Origin of the sequence: Alkalibacterium gilvum (assembly GCF_900109085.1) — a bacterium.
In the GTDB taxonomy this organism is placed as follows: Bacteria; Bacillota; Bacilli; order Lactobacillales; family Carnobacteriaceae_A; genus Alkalibacterium; species Alkalibacterium gilvum.
This window is the reverse complement of the sequence record NZ_FNYW01000027.1, coordinates 18,095-29,717: the sequence shown is the minus strand read 5'-3', so window position 1 is coordinate 29,717 and position 11,623 is coordinate 18,095. Positions and strand designations below refer to the sequence as shown.

General features: G+C 42.9%; 11 protein-coding genes. All 11 read left to right on the top strand.

Annotation, left to right across the window (positions count from 1 at the left end; translation table 11 throughout):
* A partial coding sequence (locus BMX83_RS10930; protein ID WP_177170536.1) for a hypothetical protein occupies nt 1-218 on the top strand: 218 nt, incomplete at its 5' end.
* Nucleotides 211-2,172: a VirD4-like conjugal transfer protein, CD1115 family gene (locus BMX83_RS07415; protein ID WP_091635452.1), complete on the top strand. Its 1,962-nt coding sequence runs from the start codon at nt 211-213 to the stop codon at nt 2,170-2,172. The genes BMX83_RS10930 and BMX83_RS07415, both read left to right, overlap by 8 nt.
* A gap of 118 nt (nt 2,173-2,290) precedes the next feature.
* Complete coding sequence (locus BMX83_RS07410; protein WP_091635450.1) at nt 2,291-2,593, top strand: hypothetical protein; 303 nt, start codon at nt 2,291-2,293, stop codon at nt 2,591-2,593.
* 39 nt (nt 2,594-2,632) lie between these two features.
* Nucleotides 2,633-3,448, top strand: coding sequence for a VirB6/TrbL-like conjugal transfer protein, CD1112 family (locus BMX83_RS07405; protein WP_091635449.1), 816 nt, complete (start codon nt 2,633-2,635; stop codon nt 3,446-3,448).
* Between the two features lie 15 nt (nt 3,449-3,463).
* Complete coding sequence (locus tag BMX83_RS07400) at nt 3,464-3,955, top strand: PrgI family protein (RefSeq protein ID WP_091635446.1); 492 nt, start codon at nt 3,464-3,466, stop codon at nt 3,953-3,955.
* Complete coding sequence (locus tag BMX83_RS07395) at nt 3,955-6,309, top strand: VirB4-like conjugal transfer ATPase, CD1110 family (protein WP_091635444.1); 2,355 nt, start codon at nt 3,955-3,957, stop codon at nt 6,307-6,309. Before BMX83_RS07400 ends, BMX83_RS07395 begins: the two co-directional genes overlap by 1 nt.
* Nucleotides 6,310-6,537: 228 nt before the next feature.
* Complete coding sequence (locus BMX83_RS07390; protein WP_177170535.1) at nt 6,538-8,664, top strand: lysozyme family protein; 2,127 nt, start codon at nt 6,538-6,540, stop codon at nt 8,662-8,664.
* A gap of 13 nt (nt 8,665-8,677) precedes the next feature.
* Nucleotides 8,678-9,427, top strand: coding sequence for a hypothetical protein (locus BMX83_RS07385; RefSeq protein ID WP_091635438.1), 750 nt, complete (start codon nt 8,678-8,680; stop codon nt 9,425-9,427).
* A gap of 24 nt (nt 9,428-9,451) precedes the next feature.
* Nucleotides 9,452-9,796 (top strand): hypothetical protein, encoded by a 345-nt coding sequence (locus BMX83_RS07380; RefSeq protein ID WP_091635435.1) that lies wholly within the window; start codon nt 9,452-9,454, stop codon nt 9,794-9,796.
* A 16-nt stretch (nt 9,797-9,812) separates the two neighbouring features.
* Nucleotides 9,813-10,073, top strand: a complete 261-nt coding sequence (locus BMX83_RS07375) for a hypothetical protein (protein WP_091635432.1) — start codon at nt 9,813-9,815, stop codon at nt 10,071-10,073.
* Nucleotides 10,074-10,084: 11 nt separating this feature from the next.
* Nucleotides 10,085-11,518, top strand: coding sequence for an ImmA/IrrE family metallo-endopeptidase (locus BMX83_RS07370; RefSeq protein ID WP_091635429.1), 1,434 nt, complete (start codon nt 10,085-10,087; stop codon nt 11,516-11,518).
* Nucleotides 11,519-11,623 lie beyond the last annotated feature (105 nt).

Genomic DNA, 11,623 nt, shown 5'->3' with positions numbered 1-11,623 from the left:
CCTTTTATGTTATCACAGCTTTTTTCTTTTTAGATACAGCTATTCAAGACTACCGTTCATTGATCACAGCAGCGTTGCTTATACCGTTTGTTTTCAAAACCTTAATATTTATCGTTAAAACTTTAGACAAATTATTTACATGGTTTGAAAATCGCGCAGAAAAAAAGCAGATGAAATTAAAACGAAAAGAAAATGAGGTGAATCGTTTCTATGACTAAGAATAAAACCGTCAGTTTACTTATCTTTATAGGTATGTATATCGTTTTGTCTCTCTTAATTATTCGTGGCAGTATGCTTGTCAATCGCGGGTATGACTTCCAGCCTCAAATTGTTGAAGATAGTATCCGATCATTCATTCAAGTGCCCTTCGCTTTACCCGTCAGGGAAGACCTCACAGTCTTTGCTTTGTTTTCTTCTCTTGTGGCCATTTATGGCGCACACACATACATTAATCCTAAACATTACCGTCACCGTGAAGAATACGGCAGTGCCAAATGGGGGAGCCTCAAAGACTTGAAGCCCTATGTAGATAAACAAGCGGATGACAATCTGTTGTTGTCAAAAAACACGAAACTAGCGCTCGATAAAGGCCGAGCAAAAAGAAACAACAACGTGTTCGTTGTTGGGGGAAGTGGGGCAGGAAAGTCACGCTTTTTAGTGAAACCCAACCTTCTACAACAGCATTCGAGTTACATCATCACTGATCCCAAAGGGGAAATGTTGCGAGACACAGGCAATATGTTTGAAGACGCAGGATACACAATCAAGGTATTTGATCTATATAATATGTCCCAATCGTTTAAGTACAATCCATTTGCGTATATCAAAAATGACGAAGATATATTGGTATTGATCGACAACCTGATCCACAACACCCAAGCCCCTGATCAAAAATCAAACGACCCCTTTTGGGAAAAGTCAGAAAAAGCCCTTCTTCAAAGCTTGATCGCTTATATCCACTACTACGTTGACGAAAAAGAGTACAGAAACGTCTCGACGGTCTTACGGTTACTCGAATACGCCCAAAGCAGCGACGAGACACAGGAAACGGATCTGGATCTTTTAATGAATGAAACACACGCCACCGACCCCAACAACTTCGCTTACCGGCAGTATCAAATTTTCAAACAGAGTGCAGACAAAACGCGACAAAGTATTTTAATTAGCACGTCCGTCCGCTTAAGCCCCTTTAATATTCAAGCCGTGTCTGATCTGACAGCATACGATGATATGGCCATTGATGACCTGGCCAATGAAAAAACTGTTATTTATATCTTACTGTCCGATACGAATCAGACGTACAATTTTTTAGTCGCTATGTTTTTAGAGCAGGTGTTTCAGCGGTTATACCATATTCACGACTTTGAACAGGGGGTAAGGTATCCTGTTCGCTTGATGTTAGACGAATTTGCCAATATTGGCCGCATTAATCAGTTTGAGCAGCGCCTGGCCACCATGCGTAGCCGGAAACTATCCGCCACGATCATTACCCAAGACTTATCACAAATCGAAGCAAAATATAAAACCAGCTGGAAATCACTGATTGGAAACTGCGATACGTTTGTTTATTTAGGGAGTAATGAAAAAGGTACAAACGACTACGTCAGCAAACTCTTAGGCAAAGAAACGATCGATACACGCAGTGAAGGAAAAAGTCGCGGCAGTAGTCGCTCCAACAGTCTCAACCACCAAAAAACCGGCCGTGACCTTTTGACACCAGACGAATTAGGTCACCTGGACGATTCAAAAAACGTCACAATTATTCGTGGATTGGATCCTTTTTTAGATGATAAATATCCCCTCAACAAGCATAAACGCTACAAACTCCTCCACGATACGCCAAATGACTCGAATGCGTTTGATTATGTATCCTATAAAGCAGCACTTAAAAAACAACACCCAACAAATCACCCGACAGAACAAAGCCCTCAAGCCTTTACAGCAATGACTGAAGACGAGTTAAATCTTTATAAAGAAATAGTGGAACGTCAGATAACGAAGCGTTCGGACTTGTCAGACGAACAGAAAAAGGCAGTCACCGAACAAACAAACAGTGAGCTCACAGACCTATATATGACTGAACAAAACAACCAAACATTCGTGGATACCATCATCAACGAACGGGAATTAGTTGAGGTACCAAGCAGTGAAGCCCTTGAAGAAAGAATTTGAAATAAAAATGTGAAGGGAGTGATGCGCACGCTAAATTTTAAACACCTGCTGTCCTGTCCGCTGAAGGTTCTCAGTCTTTACTGGGAACGTGTTAGTCACAAAAAGGAGAATGATAAAAATGAAAAAATACGCACGCAAGATTTTATGGAGTGTCGCTCTTATCGGTATGCTATGCCTACTTAGCACACAACCTGTGTTCGCTACAAATGGCACAGACAAACTGGATTCTATCGCTACTGACTTTTTACAGCCCTGGTTAATCCGCATTGGCATGTTGCTAGCTGTTTTTGGTGCAGGGTCTTTAATTCTATCCATCATTCAAGACAACCCGCAATCCAAATCTATGGGGGTTAAGTTTTTGTCAGGGGGCTTGATGTTGGCCTTTGGTCTGCCCTTCTTTATGACCTTGATTGGGTTTTAACCTGCTTTCTGATACTCATTCAAGAAAGGAGGTGCGGGAATGTCCTTAAGTGAATCCATTTTGAAGTGGTTACTTGAAGCGACTTTCTTAGATGACTTAGGATCAGATGTCATTGACGTGATTACAGGGACGGGCTTAGATACGACGGGTTTCGCTCAAGTGATTTCCAGTATCTTGATCCCCGTTGCGGTCTCATTGATCGGTATCATCTTTTTTTTAGAGATGATCGAGAAGTTTACGCAGATGAACTACGGACGTGAGCAGGACATGTGGGTTGAATTCATCTTGTTGGGCGTTAAATTGGTCTTTGCCAAAGCCATCATTGACTACTCGCCTCAAATGATTGAAGCCGTGATTGTATTTGGGAATGAATTGATCGGGGACCTGGGGGCGCTTGGAACAGAAATATCGGCTGGTGGGATCGATGACTTGATGGCAGAAATTGAAGACGCCGGACGGTGGGAAAAGATCACGTTAACGTTTACGCTGATTCCTTTAGCCTTTGGCGGATGGATAACAGGGTTTATTGTAAAGATTGCGATATACAGTCGTATCTTGAAACTTATTCTCTTACAGACCTTTAGCCCTATTCCAATGGCAACATTGCCCTTTAAAGAGTACAACGGTATGAGTAAACGGTTCTTACAAAGCTTTTTAGGCACCGTGTTACAAGGCGGTATGATTGTTGTTTTACTCTTATTGTCTCAACAAATCAGCGAAGTGACTGTGTTAGGCCTGTCAGACGATATGAGTATGTTTACCGAGTTGATTCGGGCGTTATTTTTAAACATCATTCTCGCCTTTTCGATATTCAAATCAGAAGCCTGGAGTAAAGAAGTGGTTGGCTTAGGTTAAGAAGGAGTAGATTTTATGCTGGAAAGAGAAATACCCAAAGAAATCAGGGATTATAAAACAAAGTATCTGTTCAAATTAACACTGAGACAAAACGTTGCTTTTGGCTGCATGCTAGTCATTAATGTCTTGTTGCACCTTTACGCGAAAACGTTTCTATACAATGAATTGGTTGATTGGCTCATGCTCGTTGTGGCCGTGGTTACAGGGGCTATTGCTTTATGGAAACCCAACAAACAGGACTTTGAAAAAGTCGCCTGGTTTGCTATTCAGTCGGAGCTCGTTAAACCCAAAAAGCGTACGTACCAAACACACAATACGTTTTCCGCTCTACGAGAGAGTTATTTAAAAGCGGAAGTAGAAGCTGAGAACAAGCAACTCATACTGGATAAATACCAGGACAGACGGGATCGGGTGAAAAACACGACCATTGGACGTCGACTGAACAGGCAAGGCTCAACGTCTTCCAAAAGAGAGCACGTCAATGGAGCACAGGGGGAGTTAAAATAATGCTGGGATTACTAAAAGAGCGACGAAACAAACGCCAAACGAAAAAAACATTCCAATCCTCACAAGACACCTTACCGTATCTCAACGCTTACGCTGACGGTGTGTTTCAAGTGAAGAAGGAACGTTTTTCCAAGGTCTATTCTTTCCACGATATTAATTATCAGATTGCACCGATTGAGCAAAAACAGCACTACTTTGAGCAGTATTGCCATGTATTAAGCTCAATGGACGATCGCGCCGCCTATCAAATCTCTATCGTCAATCGCGACATTGACTTAGATGATTTGAAAGAAAAAATCTTTTTAGAAGAACGTGACGACCGCTTTAATCACTACCGGAAAGAATATAACCATATGTTAGCAGAAAAGATATCAGAAGGAAATAACGATATCGAGAGCTTGAAATACGTCACGATTACCGTGGAAGCAAAGGATTATGAACGTGCAAAAATGATCCTGGCACGGAATGAATCGAACCTGGTTCAAGGCTTTCAAAACTTAGGGACAGCGCTTGTGCCATTAACGCTCACGGAACGCTTGGCCTTGTATGAAGAGATTTACCGAAACGAGATCACTCGCGGCTTTGATCTAACTGAAACAACGAAACAGGGATTGAACACCAAAGACCAGATTGCACCGATGTCCTTTGAATTTAAACGGAACCAGGGACGCGTGGGGGATCAGTATTTCCAGTCCACCTTGTTAACGAATTTCCCGTCCCGGATCAAAGACGATATTTTAACCGAGCTGACTGAACGTGACATGAAAATGATTCTAACGATTAACTTACAGAGTATTGCCCCAGATAAAGCGATCCGCTTAATTAACCGTCAAATTACCGGCATGGAAAGTGACAGCATGGATTTGGAACAAGATAGCTTACAAAAGGGGTACTTAAGAACCTTTGTCCCACACAATTTGGAAAGTGGGTTGAAAAACGCGAAAGCCATGTTGGAGCAGCTGCAAGATGATAATGAAAAGCTGTTCACGACCAATATTTTAATTACGTACTTTGCGGACAGTCAAGACGAGCTGGAAGCGCACTACGAAGAACTGAGTACCATTGCCCGTCGGCATATCTGTACCTTGAATATTCTAAATTTCCAACAGGAAGACGGTCTAGCCAGTACGGTGCCCTTTGGGAATAATTTACTTAAAATTGAACGGACGCTGACCACACAAAGCACGGCTATTTTTATGCCGTTTACGTCCCTTGAATTTAATGACGCCAATGGACTCTATTATGGTATGAATCCTTTAACAAGCAATTTAATCTTACTGAACCGTAAAAACTTACACAATGCGAGTGGGTTTATCTTAGGAATCCCCGGCAGTGGCAAGTCCTTTGCCAGCAAGCGAGAGATCACGAACGTTTTACTGAATACGGAAGATGACATTATCGTGATTGACCCTGAGAACGAATATGGTCAACTGGTCAAAAACCTTGGGGGTGAGTTGATCAACGTATCGACCAATAATCAGCATACGATCAACCCGATGGATATTACCATTATTGATGACGTGGATCCGGCCCGAAAAAAAGATGAAGTGGATCCCTTTGCGTTTAAAACAGAATTTATTTTATCGGTGTGTGACGTGATCTTAGGTGGAAACATGGCGCCGAAAGTGAAGTCCATTATTGACCGCTGCATTCGACTCACATACAAAGCGTTCGTACAGTCAGACTTTGACCGAAAACACCTCCCGACGCTGGAAGACTTTTACAATCAAGTCAAAGCCCAGGCAGAACCGGAAGCCAAAGACTTAGCTACGGCACTTGAAATGTACGTTTTAGGGTATTTAGATACCTTTACGGGCCACACCAACATTGATGTGGACAGTCGCTTTGTCTGTTTCAATATTAAAGACTTAGGGAATCAGTTAAAGACCCTGGGGCTCCTTATTGTCCTAGACGCAGTGTGGAACCGGATCAGAAAGAACCGAGACAGTGGGAAACACACTTGGATTTATTTTGATGAAGCGCACTTACTCTTTAAAAATGACTACGCTCAAGACTTTTTATTCCAACTCTATAAACAGGCTAGAAAATATGGCGGAATCCCCACAGGCATGACGCAAAATATTATCGATATGCTGGTCAGTGACAAAGCGGTGACGATGTTGGCCAACAGTCAGTACATCATGTTACTAAATCAAGCCGAAACAGATACGCGAGAGATTAAAGCGTTGTATAGCTTATCAGACAATCAACTAAATTATGTCCGAAACGCGAAAGCAGGGAGTGGCCTCATTAAGTACGGCGGAAGTATTTTACCTTTTGATGATCAGTTCCCAAGAGACACCGACTTGTACCAACTCATGACCACAAAGTTGGACGAAGTACGTCGGAACTAATAAGTGAATGAATAGGTGATCCGTATGACGAAACACAACGAACAAACAGGACGTTTACTGAATCGTAACGATAAGCGAGGGAGTCAGTCAGTAACGCAGGCGTTGACACGAACGTATCCAAACGACAGGGAATATGACGTGAAAATAGCCTCTAAACAGATACAATCACCCAACGAGACACTAAAATCGATCAGAGGGCATTTTAACGGCCGTACAGAGGGTCTCGTTTTGAATAAAACCAAATTAGACACAAAGAGGCTGACTCGCAATAGTCAAACTAAAGATTTAGATCCAACGTTAGCGGGAAATAGAGTGAGAACGCAAGAACAAACGAAACAAACAGCTTCCACAACTTCAAATAACTTATCACTAAAGGCTCAACAAACCTATCACTACAAGCTAGAACGAGGCACTTTGACACCGAAACCGAACAAACAAACAGTTAGTGGACAGATAGAGTTAAAACGCGTGACTCCAATTCTATTAAAAGAATTACCGCTAAAGTCCAGTCAGCCATTCTCTACCAATAAGACAAAAACCTTATACACGATCAAGCAAACGCGATCGCTCTCAACGAGACGGTTTAAACGATTAAGAGACTCAAGCAGTATCCCTATTAACCATGCCCCACTGCGATTTAAACGGGCAGCGTTAGACAAGGCCAAGCTGAAGGTTCTTCGTCATAACCGTTCGCCCTTAACTCTTAAACAAACCGATTTAAAACGTTTGAAGACGCAATACAACAGCCAACCCATTCATTTGCGCCGTTTAAAAGAGGGTGTCATTAACAAAACCGTTGTGGTTCCTGCGTCTCTACACGTTGGTGATAAAGAGAAGGGAAACAGTCAGGGGATCATTTTGGATCGGCTCACCAACACATTGGTGCATGACCATTTAGAGGACTTAGATACAGGCTACCAGGCCGTTTATGCGGCAAACCGTAAGCGGAAAAGACTGGTGCGTGCCACACAAAGCGTCAAGCAGTTTGTCCAGTCCAGCCAACGCTCCCGTTCGCTTGTGACCGGGGCAACGCGTACCAGTCAACTACAAGCGCAGAGTTTAGCGGCTGGAGCCATGGAAAGCACAAACCCGGTCATGGATACGGCCTCAACCGCTACGGGACGTGCGCTATCGCATGCAAAAACAACAAAAGAGATATTAAAAAAAGGGAAAGGCTTTGTCCGCCAAAAACAAGCCATCAAAGGACGAAACGTCGTAAGGAATCGGCACCGGTTAACCAAAATGAAAGGCATCAGCAAAGGGACGGTGTCTGTCCTTCAAACAGGCGGATTAAGCCTCAAAAAAGCCGTTTACTTTGCCCTGTCCACGATTCAACAAGGGTTAGCGGCTAAGGGACTAGCGATTGGTGGCTTGGTCTTAGGTGGACTCATGATTTTTGGACTCGCTGTTGCGGGAACCGGCAATGCCTTTGAAATGCAGGAAGAAGAGCAACGGTCTTATGCGTCCGCAGGGCTTAGTGAGCGTGTTTTGCAGTGGCAAGAGACCGTTGAAAAAGAGTTGGAAGCTTACGACTTGCTTCAGTACACTGATTTGATTTTGGTGTTGATCCAGCTGGAAAGTCAGGGCGTTTTACCTGATGTTATGCAGTCGAGCGAGAGTTTAGGCTTGCCCCCAAATACCATTCAAGATCCAAAAAAGAGTATTCAAGCGGGTGTTGCCCACTTTAAGCGTGGTGTTGACGAGATGAAAAGACACGACGTTGATTTAAAAACTCTCATTCAAGCCTATAATTTTGGAAATGCGTTTATTCCTTACGTTGCGGATAACGGTAAGGCTTGGGAGCAAAGCTTGTCAGAGGAGTTTTCTGATTTGAATGCTCAAAAATTAGGGTGGGCAAGTTTTGGCGATAAAGACTACGTGTCAAAAGCCATGCAGTATTTAACCATCAATGACAACCAAGACGTTGAATTGAAAGAGAGTGATCTATCTTTTGATCTTGAAGGCCAGCACCTTGTCTTTCCCGTCCCTAACTTCAAAGCCGTCAGCAGCTCCTATGGCTGGCGTACACACCCGATCACTAAAGAACGGGCCTTTCATACCGGGACAGATATCCCTGCCCCGGCTGGGATTCCTGTGCTTGCTTCAGCCAATGGGGTGGTGACCGAAGCAGGCAGGAAAGGCACATATGGGAATGCCGTTGTGATTGATCATGGCAGCAACGTCCAGACGTTATACGGTCATAATTCGAGCTTAACTGTCCAGGCAGGGGAAACTGTTACAGCCGGTCAAATGATCGCTAGAGTGGGTAACACAGGGCGGTCAACCGGCCCGCATTTACACTTTGAAGTCCGGCACAACGGACAATACACGAATCCCCTTCATTGGTTCAAGTAAAGGAGTTTTAGTCATGACAGTTAAAAAAATAACAATCCATATTTTAGCAAGTTTCTCTTTATTGTTGGCCGTCAGTGTGGTTGATCAAAGTCACTTAACAAACGGTCACGCTTTTTCCTTAACGGTTCAAGCGGAGGAAAACGAAGAGAATATGGAGAATGAACAGCTGGAAGAAGAAACGGAAAACGATAATCAAGCCCAAACCGAGGAAGAAAAAGCCCTGGAAACCGTCGACGAAACGAACGAGAGTCCAACGCTTTATTCCGAGGAAACGGGGCAGCTGCAAGTCCAAACCACGGGCGCTGATTTGCAGGCAGATATTTACCTGGTTATCGAAGACGAAGACGGAGCGGAACGCACGATCTATATTTCGCCTTATCGTGACAGCAAGAATGACAAGCGGGTCCCCACAGGCACGTATACGGTTAAAGACATCTATTTACTGGACAAGGATTACGACGAGACGTATGCGTTCAAGCACAACGACAAACTCCTGGTGTTTCCCGATGAGAAAGTCTTTTTCGATATTGAAGTGACGGAGGTCAAAGAAAATCAACCTAACCCATTATTGAAAGAAGAAAGCGACAGCGTAGATTCAGAAGCGACAGAGACCACAAACACGGAAGAGCCAGGCATAGGCAGCGAACGGGTTGAAGCGGAGGAATCCGGACTCAGTTTGTCGTCAATGGTGGGTATTGGTGCCGTGATTATTGCAGCAATCGGCTATACGGCTTTGAAGTATTTTGGGTTTTTAACGAAATAATGATGAACAGAAAGAGGGACGACTATGGAAAACTTGATCAGTGAAAACATGAAAACAAAAACCATGACCAAAAGAGAGGCACGTATAGGAAAAATAAAACAGGACATTGAAAAACTGACCGCCCAGCTGGTTGAACAAGAGGATTTACTGAAAGAAGAACAGAGACGCGTGATTGAACGGAGCCTGATGAATTTAAATCGAACGTTGTCTGTAGATAATAGTCAATTAACGTTTGATGAGATCATTCAGTTTATCGACTTTGTCAAAAACGACAAGGAGTTATCTCTTGAAGAAACCAAAGCCATGATCGAAAAGATGAAACCTAAAAACGACGATCAGGCCGAACGGTCTCAACCGGTATATCACTAGAAAGGGGGCGGAAACAATGATCATTCCTTGCCAATTACAGCATATCGACCAAGGCTTCACGACGCTTTATGACTATAAAAATAAAAAAACACATATTATTAAATTGACGGAACAAGACCATGATTATTATACGACGTTGTTAGAAGAGACAGCTGATGACGACCTGCCTGAGTATTTAGAATCCGACAATCGCTTGGATCCCTTTGTTTTTTATGACACGGCGTCGAAGCAGTTAGTCAGTGTGCCCGATGACGATCGATTATCGTTATTTTATTAGGAGGGGTCTGAATGTCTAAACATGCGACAATGATTGATGCGTTGACGAAAAAAATGACGAAGCGTCTCGAAGACTATCGAACGAATCCAAAAGACGAATTGGAACTGTTAAACTACATCAGAACGTTTTATAAGTATTCTTTGAATAATACGTTACTTATTGAAGCTCAATATGACGGAGCACTGGGGGTTGCCTCCTATAAAGAGCATAAAAACAAGGGCTATCACGTCCAAAAAGGACAAACGGCCATCCGCGTACTGGCTCCCAAGCTACAAGATATGTTTATTGATGAAAACAAAGTGAAGAAACCGCTCAAATATGCGACCCAGGCGCAAAAACAAAAGATCCAAGCTAACCAACTGAAAATAATTAAGAGTGACTTAAGAGGGTATGTGCCTGTCCCGGTGTTTGATATCACTCAAACAGATTGTCCAGAAAAGGATTATCCCAATTTGTACCCTAATCGACCACAGAACTTTGTATTTGAAGGATCTGATCAAGAGTTCAGTCACTTCTATCAGGCCGTTAGAGATTATGCAAAAGATGAACAGATTCCCGTTTCTTATGACGTTATGGGTGACAGCGTACGTAAAGGATACTATGCGCCTCTAGCGAATGAGATCGTGTTAAGAGCAGGATTAACTGAACAAGAGCAGGCAAAAGTATTACTGCATGAATTAGCGCATGCAAAAATGCATACCGTTGATAAGATGAAAGACAAAAGGCCTGCTTTACATGCCAGCGGCGTGGTTGAATATCAGGCAGAAATGACCGCTTATTTGATCAGTTCAACGTTCAACCTGGACACCGAGGACTATTCTACGCGTTACTTAAAAAGCTGGACGTCTAAAGAAGCGATCGAACCAGAAGTTTATGTACAAAGCCTTGAAGAGGTAAAAGTCACAACGAAAGATATGATTGAGCAGATTGTGGAGCGCTACAATGAGCGACAGTTAGAACAAGAGAATGCCGTTACCTTGACGGATCCTCATGCGTTTAAGCATTATATTGATACGTTATACAAACATGATGACCAGGCGGAGATCGTGGTCTTTTTAGATGAACAGATGTCAGTCATTGACAGTACCCTCATTCCGCCAAATGTAGAACAGGGAGGGAAGCTACCCTTTATCGTAGACAAAGCTGAGGCGTTCGATAGTCATCATATTGTTTATTTAGATAAAGACGCAAACTTAACAGATGGGAAGGTCTTAGAGGCTTTTACTAAGGCGCCCATGATTGAAAAACAGTTGAGTGAGAAAAATTTAAGCCTGGTTGATTATTTTGTGGCGACAAAAAGCAGCCTGCATTCGTATCAGATGAAACAGATGGCTGACAGGAACAAGCCCGAAAAATCAAGCTTCAAACAATTATTGGATCGACCGCAACAAGAAAGAGTCAAGACTCAAAATAAAAACAAAGACCGGACACTATTATCTAGATGAAAATATAAAAAGAAGAAGGACAACAGAAAAAACAATCAGCTAGAAAGAAAGCATGATAAAAAGCATATATCCATTGCCTGGATGTATGCTTTTTCAGACTTGTTG

What these genes read in the sequence shown, in the direction of transcription:
- BMX83_RS07370 (WP_091635429.1), top strand. Translation starts at nt 10,085, where the DNA reads ATGTCTAAACATGCGACAATGATTGATGCGTTGACGAAAAAAATGACG.
- BMX83_RS07410 (WP_091635450.1), top strand. Translation starts at nt 2,291, where the DNA reads ATGAAAAAATACGCACGCAAGATTTTATGGAGTGTCGCTCTTATCGGT.
- BMX83_RS07405 (WP_091635449.1), top strand. Translation starts at nt 2,633, where the DNA reads ATGTCCTTAAGTGAATCCATTTTGAAGTGGTTACTTGAAGCGACTTTC.
- BMX83_RS07375 (WP_091635432.1), top strand. Translation starts at nt 9,813, where the DNA reads ATGATCATTCCTTGCCAATTACAGCATATCGACCAAGGCTTCACGACG.
- BMX83_RS07400 (WP_091635446.1), top strand. Translation starts at nt 3,464, where the DNA reads ATGCTGGAAAGAGAAATACCCAAAGAAATCAGGGATTATAAAACAAAG.
- BMX83_RS07385 (WP_091635438.1), top strand. Translation starts at nt 8,678, where the DNA reads ATGACAGTTAAAAAAATAACAATCCATATTTTAGCAAGTTTCTCTTTA.
- BMX83_RS07380 (WP_091635435.1), top strand. Translation starts at nt 9,452, where the DNA reads ATGGAAAACTTGATCAGTGAAAACATGAAAACAAAAACCATGACCAAA.
- BMX83_RS07395 (WP_091635444.1), top strand. Translation starts at nt 3,955, where the DNA reads ATGCTGGGATTACTAAAAGAGCGACGAAACAAACGCCAAACGAAAAAA.
- BMX83_RS07415 (WP_091635452.1), top strand. Translation starts at nt 211, where the DNA reads ATGACTAAGAATAAAACCGTCAGTTTACTTATCTTTATAGGTATGTAT.